Below are 16528 nucleotides of genomic sequence, written 5' to 3' on the forward strand. Positions count from 1 at the left end.
GGGTCGTCGGCCCGGCCCGCCGCCCCGCCCGGGACCGGTGGTCGGCCGAGGGCATCCTGGGCCGCGCCTGGGAGATGATCGCCCGCCCCGGCGAGGACTCGATCCGGCGGATGTACTCCCACGTGTTCACCCCCTGGTACTGGGGCGGGACCGTGTTCGGCGGGGCCGCCCTGTTCGCGGGGATGGCCGCCCAGGCCGACCTGGCCCCGGCCGCGGCCTCCCTCATCGCCGCCGCCGGCGCCGGGCTCGCGGCCGCGGTCACCCCCCGGGTGCTGCGCTCCCGCTGGGGCAAGCGCCGCTTCCCGAGGGAGGCGGCGTGGGTGGCGGCCGAGACCGGGCACACCCGCGTCGTGGCGGGGGTGGCGGTGGCCTACACCGCGCTCACCGCCCTGGCCGCCCCCGCCACCACCGAGGGGTGGACCACCACCGCCGCGGCCGGGGTGCTCACCCTGCTGACCGTGTCCGCGCGCTGGTGGCAGCACCACCGCCACGCCATCATCGTCCGCAGGCCCGGTTTGGAGGAGATCTTCACCGGGCCGCTCCCGGACCCCGAGGACTCCGGCCAGGCGGTCCCGGCCGACCTGATGGGGCGGCTCACCACCCGCTGGCCCACCCACGTGGCCGCCCCGGGCAAGATGCTCCCCGGCGCAGCGCTGCTGGAGGTGCACCCCACCACGTTCGGGCTGATGGCCAAGGTCGAGACCGACGGCGACGGCCAGAGCGCCGAGGCCGTCCGCGCCCAGCTCGCCCGCCTGGGCGCCGCCCTGAAGATCAGCGCGTCCCAGCTGGAGATCGAGGAGGACGCCCCCGAAGGGGACGCAGAGCCCGACCCGACGGTGTTCTGGATCCGCGCGATCAGCCGCAAGATCATGGACGTCCCGGTCCCGCTGGAGGACGGCGCGTCCCGGGTGATCCTCCGGGAGGGGCGCACCCTGATCCGGATGGGCCGCTACGTCGACGGCGACGGCGAACCGGAGTGGCTGCTCTACGACGGCAAGTCCATGTGGTCCGGCTACATCGGCGGCATCACCGGGTCGGGCAAGTCCTCCCTGTCGGAGGGGTTGATGCTCGGGATGATGCAGACCGGGTGCACCTACACGATCTACATCGACCCCAAGGGCGGCCAGTCCTCCCCGCTCATCGCCGAGCACGCCAACTGGTTCATCGGCGACTCGGAGATGGCGACCTGGAACACGGTGGTTGACGGGCTCATCACCCTGGTCAAGGAGCGCGGCAAGTACCTGGCCGCCCAGGGCCAGTCCGGGTTCCAGGCGAGCCGGGAGTTCCCCGGGGTGTCGTTGATCTTCGATGAGTTCTACGAGGTCAAGAACGACCCCGCCCTGGCGGAGAAGGTCGGCTGGCTGGCCCGCAAGGGCCGCTCGGTCGGCGTCACGGTCGTCATCATCACCCAGGGGTACGGGCTGGAGGACTTCGGCCACGACTCGGTGCGCGCCAACGCCACCGCCGCCAACTCGGTGGCGCTGAAGATGCGCGCGAACCAGGCGTCGATCTTCGCCCGGGACTTCCCCCGGTCCAACCCCGCCACCCTGCCCGACACCGAGAACCAGCCCCGCAACAAGGGCCTGGCGGTCTCCCTCAAGGGCCGGGACTGCGTGATGCGCACCGCCTACTCCGGCGACGAGGTCACCGCCCGCCTGATGGCCGAGGCCGCCCAGGTCCAGGTCCGCGACTTGGACCCGTTCTCCGCCGACGCCTTCGACGAGGGCACCGGCGGGCTGTTCGCGCGCCGCCTGGAGGACGCCGACGCCGCCCAGGCCGCCGCGGCCGAGGAGATCGCCGCCCGCATCGACCGGGGCCGCAAGCTCCTGTCGGGGCAGAGCGTGGACCGCCCCGCCCGCCCCGAGCCCGTCCGGCCCGCCGCCGCACCGGCCGCCGGCGGGTTCGCGATGCCGCCGGAGGTACCGCACCGGGTCCTGGTCGACCTGGGCCTGGTCCGGGAGGAGAAGGCCGCGGCCGCAGCGGAGGCCGCCGCCCAGGTGACCCCGGACGGGATCACCGGCGCCGCCGCCCGCGTCCTGGAGCTGGTGCGCGAGCGGAGCGCGGTCACCACCAGCGAGGCCGTGGAGGCCCTGCGCCAGGTGCCCGGGTGCGGGGCGACCGCCGTCAAGGCCGCCCTGCGGGAGCTGCGCGACGCCGGGCTCATCGTCAAGCCCGGGTCGCTCAAGGCCCCCTGGCGACCCGCCTGAGCTTCACCCACCGTCATCGACCGGACGGCGACCAGACCCCGTCTGGTCGCCGTTTTCGTCCCGGTTTCCACCGATTTTCAGAGCCGCCGGGCCCCGAAATCCGGGGCCCGGTCCGTCCGGTCGCGCCCACGACCGAACACCCACCGTGAGGAGAACACCCGTGAACACCACCACCCTGACCGCCGCCGTCGACGTCCCGCTGGGCACCACGCCGGGCGGCGCCCCGGTCCGCTGGCGCCTGGCCGACCACACGGGCCGCCCCCACCACGGCCTGGTCGCCGGTCTCACCGCCTCCGGCGGGACCACCGCCCTGGCCCGCATCGCCGCCGGAGCCCACCAGGCCGGCGCCGCCACCGCCCTGTTCGACCTCGCCGGGCAGAACCTCCTGCACTGGCAGGACACCGGGGTGCGCCCGGGCAGGGTGATCACCCAGACGGGCGAGCTGGCCGCGTTCCTGGACGCCCTGGTCGACGGCGGGGCCCGCGCCGCCGACCGCGAGCCGCTCGTCGTCCTGGTCGACGGACCCCAGGGCCTGATCGGTGAGGCGGCCCGGTGGACGCACCTGGTCCGGCGCTCCCCCCTGCTCAACGTCGCCGTCGTCGCGCGGGTCTACGCGCCCGGCCTGGAGGAGTTCGGCAGCGCGCTCCTACGGGACCACCTGGCCATGGACCAGCACCTCACCCTCGGTCGGCTGCGGCCCACCACCCCCGAGGTCCTCGCCGACGTGCTGCCCGGCTACGCCACCCCCCAGGGCCCGACCCGGGCCGGGCGCGGCGTGCACTACCTGCGCGGCGCGCTCTCCCAGGTGACCGTCACCCGCCCCTGACCCCGTCCCCCACCCCCGATAAGAAGCGGCCCGCACTGACCACCAAGTCGGTGTGCGGGCCGCCCTACTCCCTCAGAACAGGAGCACCACCAGTATGACCACGACGAACACCACCTCCGCCAAGCGCTGCTCCGGCGACTCCGTCGGCATCCTCATCACCGACTCCGCCGACCGGCTGCTCATGGTCACCCGCGGGTGGTGGCCCAAGGGCACCGCCCCCGTGGCCGGACACGTCCGCGACTCCCACACCAGCGTCGCCGCCGCCCTGGTCGCCGAGGTCGAAGAGGAGGTCGGCCTCACCGTGACCGGGTCCTGCCTGCTGTGGGAGGGCCACCTGCCCAACCTGTGCGCGTCCCTGCCGCACCAGCCCCGGCCGGGGCACGTGTGGACGCTGGCACGGGCCACCGCGACCGGGACGGTGCGGCCCGCCCCCGGCGAGACCAAGGGCGCCCGCTTCTACTCCCGCCGCGAGGTGATGCTGCTGGCGTCGGCGACCCTGGCCCACTACCGCGCCGGCGGCACCCCCGCCACCCAGCCCGACGCGTCCCTGGAAGCGGTCTGGCTGCGGCTGCTGCACGAGGCCGCCTACCTGCCGGGCCTGTCCGCCGCCGACCTGGCGCTCGCCGAGACCGCGTACTCCACTCCGCCCGGCGAGTACTGGCGGGGCGGACGCCCCTGACCCGCTTCACAGCATCCTCCGAACCCCCGAACGAAAGGACATCTTGTTGATGCTGTTCGCCGCACTGCTGGCCGGTCACTGGATCGGCGACCACTGGCTCCAGAGCAACCGCCAGGCCCAGGACAAGGGCCTGGCGGGCCACCACGGCCGGTCCTGCTGCACCTGGCACGTGGCCACCCTCACCGCCGCCCAGCTCGCGCTGGTCCTCCTGGTGGCCGCCTACGACCCCGACACCTCCGTCCACCTCGCGCACCTGGCCCTGGGCCTGGCCGTGAACGCCGCCTCCCACTGGTGGGCGGACCGGCGCCGCCCGCTGGAGGGCCTGGCCTGGGCCCTGCACCCGGTCTCCGGCAAACGCGACTACTACGGGACCGACTCCGGGCGGATGGCGCTCGATCAGGCGTGGCACATGGCCTGGCTCGTCCCGGCCGCGCTCATCATCGGCACCCCGGACCTGACCACCGCCCTGGGGCTGACGTGCTGCTCCATCGCGGTGCTGCTGGGGTGCGACCTGCTCTCCCGGGCCGGATGGGGACTCGTCGCCCGCCGCGAACGCGCCGACGGCACCCTCCGCCCGTAGACCCCGTGCGCTGGCCCTGACCACTCCCTCCCCTACCGGGACGGCGTGGTCGGGGGGACCGCACGGTCCACCGTCCACACCCCCGATCCGAAGGAGAACACCGTGTCCGAGACCGAGCCGCTGACCTACCCGCTGCTCCCGCTGGCGGTGGCCTGCCCCCGGTGCGGGTCCGGGCCCCGCCAGTACTGCACCAGCCACGGCGGCACCCGCCTGCGCCGCTCCGACGTGCACCAGGACCGCACCCGCGCCTACCGGGCGCCCCTGTCCACCGCCCGGACCGACGACGGGGGGCAGGAGCGGTGATCCGCCAGACCACGTGCCTGTCCGCCGGGGAGGCCGCGACCGTCCACCCCCTGGAGCTGGCCTGGGACGCTGCCGACCCGCTCGTGCTCACCCTGAGGTTCCCCCTCGATGAGGACGACGACCTCGCGATCGAGTGGGCGGTGGCCCGCGACCTCGCCGCCCGGGGCGTCGCCTCCTGGGCCGGGGACGGCGACGTGCGCATCCGTATCGCCTCCCTGGCCCTGCCGCACCTGGCGGTCATCGAGCTGCGGGACGCCGACACCGGCAAGTGGGGGCAGTTCCTCATCCGCCGCGAGGACCTGGAGGCGTTCCTCGCCGCCACCTACGAGGCGGTGCCCGCCGGCACCGAGGCTGTCGACGTCGACCACGCCCTGGCCCTGCTGCTCGACACGGGCGGGGGTGAGGGGTGATGGGGTTCCGCACCCGGGTCGCCCCGGCCGGTACCGACCCCTGGCCGGCCCCGCCGCCGTGGGTCGCCCAGGCCCTGTGCGCCAAGGTCGGCCGCCCCGCGGACTGGCACCCGGCCGACTCCGACACCGCCGCCATCGCGGCCGCCGTCATGGTGTGCCGCGAGTGCCCCGTCCGCGCCGCCTGCCTCGAGGACGCCATGGGCGCCCGGGGGCTGCGCACCGGCATCTGGGGCGGCCTCACCCTCCCCGAGCGGCGCCGCCTGCGCCGGGCCCGCACCAAGGCTGCGAAACTCCCCGCGGCCTGACCTCACCCTCACAACGAAGGGCACCCGCCGAGTCGAGATCGGCAGGTGCCCTTCCCCTTCCTACCACCGAGAGGACTGCTTCATGACCACCGCCACCGCGACCCGCACCGCCACCATCACCGGCTCCGCCGGCCACCTCGCCGACCAGATCGGCTGGGTCGCCGCCCACCTGCCCACCCGCCCCGCCGTCCCGGTGCTGGTGGGGGTGCGGCTGAGCGCCACCCCCGACGGGGCGGTGACCGCCCGCGGCACGGACTACGAGGTGTGGGCCTGCGCCGACCTGGACGTGGACACCGACGGGCTCGTCGACGTCGTCCTCCCGGGCCGTCTGTTGTCGGCGCTGCTGTCCTCGCTGCCGCGCCACCTCATGGTCACCCTGGCCGTGGACCACGACCAGGTGCGCGTCACCTGCGGCCCCACCCGTGCGAGCCTGCGCACCCTGCCGCTGGAGGAGTACCCGGACTTCCCGGCCTGGCCCGAGCCGCTGGGCACCGTGGACGCGCACGACCTCGCCCAGGCGGTGTCCCGGATCGTCGCGGCGGCGTCGACCGACGTTGAGCTGGTCGCGCTCACCGGCATTCACCTCGCCTTCGGCCCGCAGGGCATGCAGGCCGAGGCGACCGACCGGTACCGGTTCGCGCTGGCGACCGCGCCGTGGACTCCGACCCTGGACGGCGACGACACCACCCACACCGCGCTGGTGCCCGCCCTCACCCTGCACCAGACCACCAAGGCCCTCGCCAAGAGCGAGACCGTCAACATCGGCCGGGACGGCGACACGGTGTCCCTGACCGGTGACGGGCGCCGCTTGATGACCCGGCTGCTGGACGGGGAGTTCCCCACCTGGGAGCGCATGCACACGCTCGCCCAGGGCCAGGACATCGAGGTCGACGTCGCGATCACCGCCCTGCGCGACACCATCAAGCGCGTGTCGCTGTTCGCCGAGCGGACCACCCCGCTGCGCATCAGCATCACCGGGGAGGGCCTGGTGGTGCGCTCGGGCAGCGAGGACCTGGGGGCGGTGGCCGAGGACGTCGACGCCCACGTCGAAACCGACCGCGACCTGGTGGTCCACGTGCAGCCGCACTTCCTGACCGAGGCCCTGGCCGCGATCCCCGGCGAGACGGTGCGGCTGTCCTTCGGCCACCCCGAGAAGCCGTTCCTCGCCAGGCCCGGGGATGAGGAGCAGAGCGGTCTCATGTGGCTGGTCATGCCCGTCCGCCAGCCCACCGGGGGGACCCGGTGACCCCGCTGACCGACGACGAGGTGCGCACCCTGCTCGCCCCCGGCGAGGCCGCCGACGACCTCCTCCTGGTGGTCCTTTCGGCGCTCCGGCAGGCCGGGCACCAGGTGGACGTCACCGACGCCTACGGCATCGGCGCCCAGGCCGCCGCCGAGCTCCACGTCGCCGGCGGGCGCCGGATGCGCCTGGTCGCCGAACCCTGGTAACCCCGCGGCCGCCCCAGCAGGTGGGGCGGCCGCCCTGTTCCCCGAAGGAGTCCCATGCCCAAGCCCCGCATCACCGTCGACAAGATCGCCCGCTCCCCGGAGTGGGAGGCCGAGCTGGCCCGCCAGGGCCTGCGGCCCGCGCCCGGAACCGGCCGTGGCGCCGCCCGCCTGCGCGGCGCGGCCCTGCGCCGTGGCGAGGACCCCCGCTACACCGACCAGAGGAAGGACGCCCGATGAACACCACCACCACGCAGGCCGACCCGGCCCCGGCGGTGCACACCCACCCCGAGGTGCGTCGCGCCCACCAGGTCCTCCAGCGCGCCCTGGACGGGTGCGCCGACGAGCGCGTGCGCGAGGCGCTGACCCGGGCGGCCGCCGCGCTGCGCACCGACCCCACCCTGGTCCTGGAGGTGGACGGGCAGCGCACCGTCGACCTCATCGCCGAGCTGGTGCGCCAGCTCAAGCCCCTGGGGCGCCAGGCCGTCCTGGCCCGCGCCCATGCCCGGCTGCTGGCCGCCCCCGACCTGGCCGAGGCCGACCGCCAGCGCCAGATCGCCCAGCTCGGCAAGGTCGACCTGTCCGCCGTCGACCGTGAGGAGGAGGTCCTGGAGCGGCTGCGTGCCCGGGCGCTGGCCCTGGCCGGCCGGGCACGCGCCGACTGGCGCGACCCCGAGCACCTGCGGCGCCTGGCCCTGCAGATGCTGCCCCCGGAACAGGAGCTGGAGGAGATCGCCTGGGCGCTGCGCAGGTCGGTCAGCGCCGCGGCCGCGCTGGCCCCGGACGCCCCCGAGGTGCGGCGGCTGCTCACGCTGGCCGAGCAGATCCACCCCTGAGATGCCCGGCCAGGCCCCCGGATGGGCGCACTGCGACGACTGGATCCCCGCGGACGCGATCCCGCTGCCCCCGGGCACACCCGTGGACTGCCCCGGGTGCCGACGCGTGCGCACCGCTCACGAGGGCCCGGTCCTCTACGCTGACCGCCAGAACTGACCCCCCGGAGGAACCTCATGACGTTCGAGCTCCACAGCGAGTACCAGGCTTCGCGCAAGATGGCCGAACGCCTGGCCAAGCACGCCGCGGACCAGGCCGACCCCCACCCCGATCGGGCAGCGGCGCTGGCCGCCGCCGGCCAGGTGTACGCCACCTTGGCCCTGGCGGCCGCGACCAAGCTCGCGGCCGAACTCGCCGAAGACGACGACTAGGAAGGCGACTGTGGAAGCCGTGTTCTACCACGCGCTCTACGGCGCGCTGGACTACTACTGGCACCGCTACGGCACGGACATGGACACCTGCGACATCCCTCCGTCCCTGGTCCGGATGGTCGGGGAACACGCCCAGGAGGCCCCCGCCGCCCTGGCTGCGGACCTGGACGCGGCCTTCGAGATGCTCGATGGGGCCGGGGTGCCCAGGGCGTCCGCCCTGGCGTGCCTGCGCCACAACCTGACCCATCCCGACTTCCCCCGGGCAGCACTCACCCAGACTCGCGGCCTGCTGGCCTCGCTGGAGCTGCACGGCGCCGCGACCGGGCACTGACCCCCGCACACCGCCCGGCCCCGCGCCCCGGAACCCCCGGGGTGCGGGGCTTTTCGTGTTGGGCGGTCGCGGAAAGTTCACGGGAACCCTCGCACACCACCCCCAACCGTGGAACACTATGTTCCAAGCACGGAACAAAATGTTCCAGAACCGAGGAGGGGTCATGCCCGACGCCCAGTGCACCATCGCCCGCGCCCTGATCACCTGGCAGGGGGCCACCACCGAGGTCCAGGGCCTGCACAACGACGCCCACCACATGCCGGACTGGGCGTGCGAGGACCGCGTCACCGAACACCTGTGGGGCCTGTCCGAGCCCGTCACCGCCCAGGCCGCCCCCACCCCCGAGGGCGGGGTGGTCGTCTCCTCCCCGCACCTGCCCGCGGCCCTGCACGCCATCGCCGCCGCCATGGCCGCCCGCGGCCTGCTCTCCGAGCGCCTGGACCGCGAGCGCGAGTACGGGTGGGGCCAGCGCCCGCCCCGCGACGGCTCCCCCGCCACCGTCGTCCTCCTGGACCCCGACGGCCGCGTGCTGGCCCAGGCCAGCAGCGACGACCACCCCGACGGCGTCCGCGACAGCCTGCGCGAGGCCGCCCGCGCCCTGGCCCTGGCCGAGGAGCGGGTGACCACCCTCATCCAGCGCGGCCACGACCTGGCCCTGGCCGACCGCCAGCTCGCCCGCCTGGCCGGACCCTCCCACACCCAGATCCGGCGGGTGCGCGAGCGCCCCCGCACTGCCCAGCTCCTGGAGCGCGACGCCGAGCTGGCCCTGGACCGGGCGGGCCTGCCCCGCACCGCCCCCGGCCCGGTCTCCTCCGGCCCCCTCCCCCAGGGCCTGGCGCTGCACGTGCGACGCGAGCGCGCCACCTCCGCCGACGCCCCGGCCGCCTGGCGGGTGTCCCTGACGGTCGTGGGCATGGGCCACCCGGACCGGCGCCCCGACGCCCTGGCGTTGCTGGAGCAGGGGGCGGCCGCGCTGCGCGGGGCCGGGCTGGCCCTGGACCACCAGCCCCCGGTCAGCGCGAGCGACACCGGCCGCTACACCGTCACCACCTGACCCCCGCACACCGCGAAGCCCCGCCCTCCGGACCACCGGAGGGCGGGGCCTTTTTTTGTGCCCACCTTTGTAATGACACAAAGGGTCACTCATGATATGGCCCACTTATCGTGAGTCAGGAAGGCGCTCCCGGACCCCCGGAAGCGGTATAGGAATACGGGCTCGCGGGGGTGTGGCCACCCCTGGGCGGAGGGTGGCCAGGGGTGGCCACGCTTTGTCCGGGGGCACGTGCCGGGAACCCCGGACACGGGACAGCCGGGGCGGCCATCCTGGACGGTGACCCCCGAACCGAGGAGACCGCCGTGCCCGATGGCCACGACCGCGACCGCCTGACCGACGAGCTGGCCACCCTGCTGGCCGAGGTGTCCGCCCGAGTCCGCCCCCGCCTGCTCGCCGACCCCGGCGACGACGCCCTGTGGGCGGTGCGCGAGGCCGCCGCCGGGCTGCGCCACCTGCTCAGCGGCGATCCCGGCCGCCTGGCCGCCGCGACCGGCCACCTCGAACGGGCCGCCGGCCACGCCCGCCAGACCGCGCCCAGGACCGACCGGCCCCGCCCGGACCGCCCCTGACCCCGTGGCCAACCCTGGCGCCCAGGCGTGGCCACGGGGCTGGCCACCCCGGGCGGACGTGTCCGCGCCCACGGGGTAGACCCCGGGCATGACCCATGCGGAGTTCGGCGAGCCCGACGAGGTGTCCGACGCCCAGGCCGCCGACGACGAGGCGTGGCTGGACTCCCTCCCGGCCGGACAGCGCGCCCTGCTGGAACTGGTCATCGCCCGGATGTGCGAGGCGGCGAGGGACAGCACCCACCGCCCCCGGAGGTGAGCCTCACCCCGTGGGCGGCAGGCCGGGGCCCGGCGGCCCGCCGGCCACGTCCACCGGCTCCTCCTCCCGGACCGGGCAGGGGCGTTCCCCGCCCCAGTGCGCAGGCCCCGCCGGGTAGGTGCGGGTGAGCGCCGCGCGCATCGCGCCCCGCGATCCGCCCCGCCGCTCCGCGGGGCCCGCCGCCGTCTCCTCTTCCATACGGCCCATGGTCGACCCGAGACCCGGTATCCACCGGAATCGGACGACATACGTCACTGACGACACACTCCGTGACACTAGGCAGGCACCACCCGATCCAGCAGGACCAGGACCAGCACATACGTCACTGACGAATCACTCCTAGGCACTAGGACACAACCGTCACTGACGAATTGCACCTAGGCATCATGCGGCCGGGGGCGCGTGGCGGGGCCCTGGCGGTACGAGGGGGCTCCCGCCCCCATCGACCCCCGGCACCGGACGGGAACCCGGCGCGACACCGGACGTGCGGGAGAGCCGTTTCCACGCGCCGGAACCCCGCCCGGACCGAACGGGGCGAGGACAGCGCGCGGGTGATCCGTATGAGCGCAGGTATCCCTCCGGGATAAGCGTCACTGACGGATGTGAGGCGAGTGAGCCTTTGTATCGCTGGCGAGATACCAAGGCTCACCGGGAAAACCTTCGTCAGTGTCGGTAGGGTCCCGCCATGGAGCACACCCCCACGGCCGACGACGGCCAGGCCCCCGAGCACCGCGTGATCGAGACCGTCCGGGAGAAGGTCATCCGCCGCACCTGCGGATGGTGCGGGAAGGACATCGCCCCCCGCGCCCACGGCAAAGGCAGGCCGCGCACCTACTGCTCCCGGTCCTGCCGCCAGCGCGCCTACGAGGTCCGCACCGCGAACGAGCGCCTGGAGCGCGACCGCGCCGCCGGCACCGCCCGGGCCGCCGACGACCCCGTCCGCGAGGTCGTGGAGCGGGTCGTCACCCGGACCACGGTGGTGCCCGTGGCCGCCCGCTCGGCGGCGGACCCCTGGACGCCCCGCCACCTCCAGGACCCCGAGCCCGCGCGGGAGGGGGACCTGCCGCGGCCGCGCGAACTCCAGCGGCTCCTGGCCCGGGTCGCCGCCGCGATCGCCCAGGGCGCCTACAACCCCTCGGAGGTGGACCGGATCATGCGGGGGGCGTCCCAGGTGCAGACGGCCGGGGACCGGTACGTGGACGCGCTCCAGGAGCGGTTGCGGGGCGGGGGCGGAAGGAACCGTCACTGACGGAAAAGAGGAAGGCGACAGCACCCAGGTATCGCAGCTACCGGCGTGTCGGCGTGTCGCACCGCCCGCGGCCGCCACGGGGCGCGCGTTGACTCCCTGGTTGACGGGTGGCGTTGAAACCGGTGAGTAGCCCCCGGCCGCCAGGCATCCCGGGCAGGATGGGGGCCATGACGACCAACACCCCCTCCTCCGGCCCGTCCGGGACGGTCTCCGTGCGCCTGGTGGGCGGCCACCCCCGCTGGGCCGGGCAGGTCCTGGAAGTCCCCCGCGCCGAGGTGCACGACGCCCCGCTCGAGGACGTCGGCGCGTTCCTGAAGATCGAGGACGGGTCCTACCCCGACCACCTCGCGATGACCGAGGGCGTGGACTGGCGGGCCCACTACGCCCCCGTCGCCGACGACGACCGGCAGGTGTGGCGGTTCCAGGGGTGGGTCCCCTCCTGACCATCGGCACAGGTCAACCGGCCTGCCAGCACACCAATACACCGGTGTAAAGGCACACCGGCGAACCGGTGAGCCGGTGTATCGGCCCACCGATGTACCGACAAGCCGGTCCACCGGTTCGCCGGTGCATGGGAGATACTCGCCGCCATGAGCGATGAACCGAGGATCTACACGGTCGCCAGCTACAAGGGGGGCGTCGGCAAGACCACCCTCGCCAGCGAGCTGGCCTACGTCCTGGGCGCCGTGCTGGTGGACCTGGACTGGGACCGGGGGAACGCCACCCGCGCCTGGGGCTACCGCACCGAGGTGCGGTCCAACGCGCCGATGCTGGACGCCATCGAGGCCGGACGCACCCCGCACCCGTTCAAGGGGGTGCGCAAGGCCGACCTGGTGCCGTGCCACGAGGACTTCGTGGAGACCCAGCCCGCCCCCGACGTCATGGCGTCCCTGCTGGAGCGGTGGGCGAAGGAGTGGGGGCGCGACCTGGTCGTGGACACCCACCCCGGCGGCAGCCCGTCGACCCTGGGCGCGATGGCGGCCGCGCACCGCATCCTGGTGCCGGCCCCGTTCGGCGAGAAGGAGCACGAGGCCCTGGAGGGGATGGTCCAGCAGCTCGCGGACTACCCGCTGATGGTGATCCCCTCCCGGGTGCCGCCGGTGCCCCCGGCCCGCGACATCGAGCGGCTGCGCAGGATCACCGAGGCCGCCGGGGTGCCGGTGGGGCCGCCGATCTCGCACTACGTGTGGCTGCCGCGCCGCACCCGCCGTATGGCGGTGAGCGCCCCGCCCGTCACCAAGCAGGGCCGGGGGTTCGCCGACGAGATCGCCGCGGTGGCGCAGGCGGTGGCCGCGTGAGCAACGGACTGGACGACCTGACCCAGCGGCGCCAGCGGCGCCAGGCCCCGCCGCCCAAGCACCCGCGCACCCCGCCCGAGGCGGGGCAGGAGAAGAAGGAGGCGGCGACCACGGCGACCACCGAGCCCGCGAAGGAAGCCGCCGTCCCGGCCGCGCCGGCGGACCCCGAGCCCGCACCCAAGCGGCGGCCCGCCAAAGCCAAAGCGGCCGCCCCCGCCGAGCGCAGCGACGCCGCCCGGTCCAGGCGGACACCGTCGGTTGAGGCCTACCTGGACCAGGAGCTGATGGACTGGCTCTGGCAGATCGAGGCCGCGGCCGTCGCGCGCCGGGAGCGGTCGGTGGCCAGCCCCGCGATCCGCCTGGCGCTACGGGAGCTGAAGAAGAGGATGACCCCGGACCAGGTCGTGGACGCGCTGCTGTCCCAGACCTCGGAGCGGACGGGGCGCCCCGGGCGGCCACGCCGGTGAACCGGTACACCCGTACACCGGCCTACGTTTACACCGGTGTATTGGTGAGCCGGTGTGCCCATGCGGATCCGGCCTGGTCAAGGGCCCGGAAATGAAGCGGGCCCGGCGTGTTGCACGCCGGGCCCTGGAGATGCCGCCGTTGGGCAGCTTCGGCCTCACGTCCACCGAGGTGGGGAGACGGCGCGTCCTCCACGCACTGAGGCCACCGTACAAGGCGGCGGCGCCCGTCGCACCTGGGAGGGGACTCCTCCGGGGCCTGTCCGGCTCACCGGGAGGGTGCTGCCGCTCGCTTCCTGTACGGGTCTGGGGATCCCGGCACCGGCCCCGGACAACCCCCTGAGCGCCTTCTGGGGGGCTCTGGCAGACTCCCAGGGGAATCACCCCCCTGTCCCGCCTGGAGGAGCCCGTTGATGCTGTCCTGGCCCGACGCAGTGACCGTCGCGCGCACCGCCCTGTGGCGCCACCGCGTCGAATCCCGCCAGCCGGGTGTCGACCCCGACGAGGGCGTGGACGTGGACCTCATCGAGACCGTGCTGGCGTGGCTGGTGCAGGAGGCCGGCGACCCGCGCGCGCACCGGTGCGCGGTCGTGATGCCGCTCCGCCTCCCGGCCGAGGCCACCGTCTACCAGCGGGCGCTCCTGGACGCCGCTGTCCGGTCCTGGGAGCGGGTGATGCCCCACGTGCACACGCTGGCGGCCGCCGACGCTCTGGGCGAGCACCTGGGCGCCGTCCCACCCGACGCGGAGGAGACAGCCGGGGTGGCGTTGCAGGGCGCCGACGGCCGGGTGGCGTGCCCGGTGTGCGGCCGCGACGAGGGCCTGGTGTGGCTGTGGGACGGACAGATCGTGCGGGGCCGGTGCCCGGCCGGGGACGGTGAATGGACTCCACGCCCCTACATCGGGGCGCCCGTGTGGGAGCAGATCTCCGCCGCGGTGAGGGCCAGTGCTGGCTAGGCTGGTGGGTGAGGGCCCGCGCTGTCTTCCAGGACGCACACGCAGGCCCTCCCAGGACCGGCCGGTCACCTAGTGGCCGGTCGGCCCCTCCCCGCTCTCGCGCCACAGCCACAGCAGGGTCCTGGCCACAGCCAGGAGCGTGCGGGCGGCATCGGCGGCCAGGCGCCACAGCCACCACGGCCGCCCGCCGTCGTCTCCCTCGCCGTTGCCGGGGCGCTTCCACGGGATCCGCATCTCGATCTCCTCGCTCGGGGAGCGGGACCGGGACCGGCCCCGCGCACGAGAGGGCGCCAGGCGGCCCCGAGCGGACGTCTGATCGGGCGGATACGGCGAATGTACCGCGCCCCACGACCATTACGCACGTGCATCTGCACATGCATTGATCAGGGACTTTAGGCCCGATCAGGTCATGCGGGGACAGGGGTCCCGGCAGTCACGATCCACAAGGAGTCCCCGGGGAGGTGCGTGTGGCCACATCGGGACAGGGGCCCCGCCAGCCCCGTGGTTCCCGGTAGAACGGCTCTCCCATCCCTCGCCCCCGGGAGCCGCCATGCCGCGCAACTTCAAGGGCCAGTTCAGCGACTGGCCGACCCAGGTGATCATCATCGTGGGCCTGGTCCTGCTGCTGGCGTGGATCAACGCGAACTGACCCGGTCGGACCCGTGCGCGATCCTGGACGCATGACCGACCACACCGCCCCCGCGCCGTCCGATGTCGAGCACCTGGCCGCCGTGCTCCGCCGCCGACGCGAAGAGCTGGCCGGCGCGGCCGGGGTGCGGATCGGCCGCGGCGAGGTCGTGCACCGGTTGGACACGCATATGTGGGCGGGTGTGGAGATCCCCGCGGTCGGCTGCCACGCCGCCGTGGATCCGCTGCGCCTGGTGGCGTCGGCCGGGCCGGTCACGTGCCGGAGGTGCCTGGGGAGCGGCCGCCAGGCGCAGGAGCAGGTGCCCGGCCAGACGGCGCTGCTGTGAAGGTGCGCCCCGCACACCCCGGGGAGCGGCCCGCCCTGGCGGCCGCCGCGGCCCGCGCCGGGTCCGCCTACACCCCGGACGGCGAGCTGGTCCTGGTCGCCGTCGACGACCACGAACAGGTGGTGGGGTGGCTGTCGGGGACGCTGGCCGGCGCCTACCCCGGGCCCGGGGCTCCGTGCCCGCCGCCGCACGGCTACGTCCAGGCCGTCGTCGTCGCCCCCGGTGCCCGCCGTCGGGGGTACGGGCACACGCTGCTGGCCATGTTCGTTTCCAGGGCCCGCCAGGCTGGAGTGCAGTGGCTGTTCGCCGCACCGGACGAGGGCCCCGGTGTCGAGGCGCGGGCCGCGTGGTTGGCGTCGGCCGGATGGGAGCCGGTGGACGACCCCGGCGAGGCGTGGCCGGTGATGGGCCGGTGGACCACGCCCAGGCCGTGCGGCAGGCACGCGGTATGACTCCGGTGCGGCACCGGCCTGACGGGCGGCCGCGGATATTTCCCGGGGAACTCGTCGGCGCGCATGCGGGCCTACCCGCGTGTTCGGCAACGCCCAGGGCGCGAGGGATCGAGACGCCCCTCCCCAGCACCCTCCCGGGGTTCCCCGGCCAGGTGTCGTCTCCCGGCCGGGGCGGGCGTTTCAGGCGTCCCGGACGTCGACCTGGGAGGCCTCCAGTTCCAGCAGCTCCTCGTGGACCTCCCGGAGCTCGGTGACGCGGACCTGGACCCGGGCGGCGGTGAGCTGGTCGCCCTCGTAGTGGCGGGGGTCCCAGCCGGTCACGATCACACCGTCGCGGCCGAAGTTCTTGCCCACGACGAACCCCAGGTCCTCCAGGGCCCGGCGCATCTCGGCTGGCGCCTTGTCGCTGTAGTCGATGGTGTAGCCGTGGAGGAATCCGCGGACGATCATCCCGCCCCGAGTCAGTTTGGCTTCGCTGATCGCGATCCTCTGAAGCGAGATCCCCGGGGGGTTCATGGCGTGCAGGGCCGACAGGCAGATGCTCTTGATCTCGGGGATGTCGGCCGCGGTGACGCGGACCTGGCGGATGCGGCGCGCTTGTGCTTGCTGTGCGTGGCGGTCGATGAGGGCCTGGTGCTCGGCGGCCTGGCGGCGTTGCTCCTCCTGGAGGGCGAGTTGCTGCTCGGGGGTGGGTCGTCGGTCGAAGAGGCCCACGGCGGCTCCGTTCAGGGTCTGGGGGTGGCTGACCGCAACGCCCGACACGTTCCCGACCTGGGGAAGGGGCAACCCTGACCAAGGGCCTTTGGTGCGGGAGAGGGCATCTGAGATCTCTACACCGTCAAGGCGGGCGTTCTGGACGGTCCCGGCGAACACCAGCTCCCCGACGCCCGCGCGCGTTTTCGGCGTTGGCGCGCGCGATGGAGGCCGGCGACCGATCGGGGCGAAGCAAACAGGGCCGCCACCT

At 74.4% G+C, this 16528-nt stretch carries 26 protein-coding genes; 23 read left to right on the forward strand and 3 right to left on the reverse strand.

Annotation, left to right across the window (positions count from 1 at the left end; translation table 11 throughout):
* The 16 genes from KGD84_RS32320 to KGD84_RS32395 form a co-directional block, all read left to right on the forward strand.
* On the forward strand, positions 1-2207 hold a 2207-nt coding region (locus KGD84_RS32320), incomplete at its 5' end, for a type IV secretory system conjugative DNA transfer family protein (protein WP_260697245.1).
* Between the two features lie 160 nt (positions 2208-2367).
* Positions 2368-3033, forward strand: coding sequence for a hypothetical protein (locus KGD84_RS32325; protein ID WP_220566105.1), 666 nt, complete (start codon positions 2368-2370; stop codon positions 3031-3033).
* 94 nt (positions 3034-3127) lie between these two features.
* Positions 3128-3712, forward strand: a complete 585-nt coding sequence (locus KGD84_RS32330) for an NUDIX hydrolase (RefSeq protein ID WP_220566104.1) — start codon at positions 3128-3130, stop codon at positions 3710-3712.
* A gap of 49 nt (positions 3713-3761) precedes the next feature.
* Positions 3762-4292 carry a DUF3307 domain-containing protein gene (locus KGD84_RS32335; RefSeq protein ID WP_260697246.1) on the forward strand — a complete coding sequence of 177 codons (531 nt, stop codon included), beginning with the start codon at positions 3762-3764 and terminating at the stop codon, positions 4290-4292.
* A gap of 102 nt (positions 4293-4394) precedes the next feature.
* Positions 4395-4595 (forward strand): zinc finger domain-containing protein, encoded by a 201-nt coding sequence (locus tag KGD84_RS32340; RefSeq protein WP_220566144.1) that lies wholly within the window; start codon positions 4395-4397, stop codon positions 4593-4595.
* A complete protein-coding gene (locus KGD84_RS32345; RefSeq protein ID WP_220566143.1) occupies positions 4592-5005 on the forward strand; it encodes an SsgA family sporulation/cell division regulator in 414 nt (137 codons plus the stop codon). Before KGD84_RS32340 ends, KGD84_RS32345 begins: the two co-directional genes overlap by 4 nt.
* Positions 5005-5310, forward strand: a complete 306-nt coding sequence (locus KGD84_RS32350; protein ID WP_220566142.1) for a WhiB family transcriptional regulator — start codon at positions 5005-5007, stop codon at positions 5308-5310. The genes KGD84_RS32345 and KGD84_RS32350 overlap by 1 nt, the downstream gene beginning before the upstream one ends.
* A gap of 82 nt (positions 5311-5392) precedes the next feature.
* Complete coding sequence (gene dnaN / locus KGD84_RS32355; protein WP_220566141.1) at positions 5393-6556, forward strand: DNA polymerase III subunit beta; 1164 nt, start codon at positions 5393-5395, stop codon at positions 6554-6556.
* Complete coding sequence (locus KGD84_RS32360) at positions 6553-6759, forward strand: hypothetical protein (RefSeq protein WP_220566140.1); 207 nt, start codon at positions 6553-6555, stop codon at positions 6757-6759. Before dnaN ends, KGD84_RS32360 begins: the two co-directional genes overlap by 4 nt.
* A gap of 54 nt (positions 6760-6813) precedes the next feature.
* A complete protein-coding gene (locus KGD84_RS32365; RefSeq protein ID WP_220566139.1) occupies positions 6814-6996 on the forward strand; it encodes a hypothetical protein in 183 nt (60 codons plus the stop codon).
* A complete protein-coding gene (locus tag KGD84_RS32370) occupies positions 6993-7592 on the forward strand; it encodes a hypothetical protein (protein WP_220566138.1) in 600 nt (199 codons plus the stop codon). Before KGD84_RS32365 ends, KGD84_RS32370 begins: the two co-directional genes overlap by 4 nt.
* A 174-nt stretch (positions 7593-7766) precedes the next feature.
* Positions 7767-7961, forward strand: a complete 195-nt coding sequence (locus tag KGD84_RS32375) for a hypothetical protein (RefSeq protein WP_220566137.1) — start codon at positions 7767-7769, stop codon at positions 7959-7961.
* 10 nt (positions 7962-7971) lie between these two features.
* Entirely contained in the window at positions 7972-8292 is a 321-nt protein-coding gene (locus KGD84_RS32380; RefSeq protein WP_220566136.1) for a hypothetical protein, read from the forward strand.
* 163 nt (positions 8293-8455) lie between these two features.
* Complete coding sequence (locus tag KGD84_RS32385; RefSeq protein WP_220566135.1) at positions 8456-9346, forward strand: hypothetical protein; 891 nt, start codon at positions 8456-8458, stop codon at positions 9344-9346.
* Positions 9347-9648: 302 nt separating this feature from the next.
* A complete protein-coding gene (locus KGD84_RS32390; protein WP_220566134.1) occupies positions 9649-9915 on the forward strand; it encodes a hypothetical protein in 267 nt (88 codons plus the stop codon).
* A gap of 88 nt (positions 9916-10003) precedes the next feature.
* On the forward strand, positions 10004-10171 hold the full coding sequence (locus KGD84_RS32395) for a hypothetical protein (RefSeq protein WP_220566133.1): 168 nt from the start codon (positions 10004-10006) through the stop codon (positions 10169-10171).
* A 3-nt stretch (positions 10172-10174) separates the two neighbouring features.
* On the opposite strand, the gene KGD84_RS32400 is transcribed toward KGD84_RS32395, so the two are convergent.
* Positions 10175-10369 (reverse strand): calcium-binding protein, encoded by a 195-nt coding sequence (locus KGD84_RS32400; protein ID WP_220566132.1) that lies wholly within the window; start codon positions 10367-10369, stop codon positions 10175-10177.
* 487 nt (positions 10370-10856) lie between these two features.
* Here KGD84_RS32400 and KGD84_RS33890 point away from each other — a divergent pair, with 487 nt between their 5' ends.
* From KGD84_RS33890 to KGD84_RS32425, 5 genes are all read left to right on the forward strand, one after another.
* Positions 10857-11420, forward strand: coding sequence for a hypothetical protein (locus tag KGD84_RS33890; protein ID WP_220566131.1), 564 nt, complete (start codon positions 10857-10859; stop codon positions 11418-11420).
* A gap of 167 nt (positions 11421-11587) precedes the next feature.
* Positions 11588-11863 (forward strand): hypothetical protein, encoded by a 276-nt coding sequence (locus tag KGD84_RS32410; RefSeq protein ID WP_220566130.1) that lies wholly within the window; start codon positions 11588-11590, stop codon positions 11861-11863.
* Between the two features lie 147 nt (positions 11864-12010).
* A complete protein-coding gene (locus KGD84_RS32415) occupies positions 12011-12718 on the forward strand; it encodes a ParA family protein (RefSeq protein WP_220566129.1) in 708 nt (235 codons plus the stop codon).
* Positions 12715-13185, forward strand: a complete 471-nt coding sequence (locus KGD84_RS32420) for a hypothetical protein (RefSeq protein WP_220566128.1) — start codon at positions 12715-12717, stop codon at positions 13183-13185. The genes KGD84_RS32415 and KGD84_RS32420 overlap by 4 nt, the downstream gene beginning before the upstream one ends.
* A gap of 410 nt (positions 13186-13595) precedes the next feature.
* On the forward strand, positions 13596-14138 hold the full coding sequence (locus KGD84_RS32425; protein WP_220566127.1) for a hypothetical protein: 543 nt from the start codon (positions 13596-13598) through the stop codon (positions 14136-14138).
* 69 nt (positions 14139-14207) lie between these two features.
* On the opposite strand, the gene KGD84_RS32430 is transcribed toward KGD84_RS32425, so the two are convergent.
* Positions 14208-14372, reverse strand: a complete 165-nt coding sequence (locus KGD84_RS32430; RefSeq protein WP_220566126.1) for a hypothetical protein — start codon at positions 14370-14372, stop codon at positions 14208-14210.
* A gap of 446 nt (positions 14373-14818) precedes the next feature.
* Between KGD84_RS32430 and KGD84_RS32435 the strand changes: the two genes are divergently transcribed.
* On the forward strand, positions 14819-15112 hold the full coding sequence (locus tag KGD84_RS32435) for a hypothetical protein (protein ID WP_220566125.1): 294 nt from the start codon (positions 14819-14821) through the stop codon (positions 15110-15112).
* A 2-nt stretch (positions 15113-15114) separates the two neighbouring features.
* Entirely contained in the window at positions 15115-15564 is a 450-nt protein-coding gene (locus tag KGD84_RS32440; protein WP_255647300.1) for a GNAT family N-acetyltransferase, read from the forward strand.
* Between the two features lie 180 nt (positions 15565-15744).
* Here KGD84_RS32440 and KGD84_RS32445 read toward each other — a convergent pair whose 3' ends face one another.
* Positions 15745-16278, reverse strand: a complete 534-nt coding sequence (locus tag KGD84_RS32445; protein WP_260697247.1) for a hypothetical protein — start codon at positions 16276-16278, stop codon at positions 15745-15747.
* Positions 16279-16528 lie beyond the last annotated feature (250 nt).

It is taken from the genome of Nocardiopsis changdeensis, assembly GCF_018316655.1.
Classification (GTDB): Bacteria; Actinomycetota; Actinomycetes; order Streptosporangiales; family Streptosporangiaceae; genus Nocardiopsis; species Nocardiopsis changdeensis.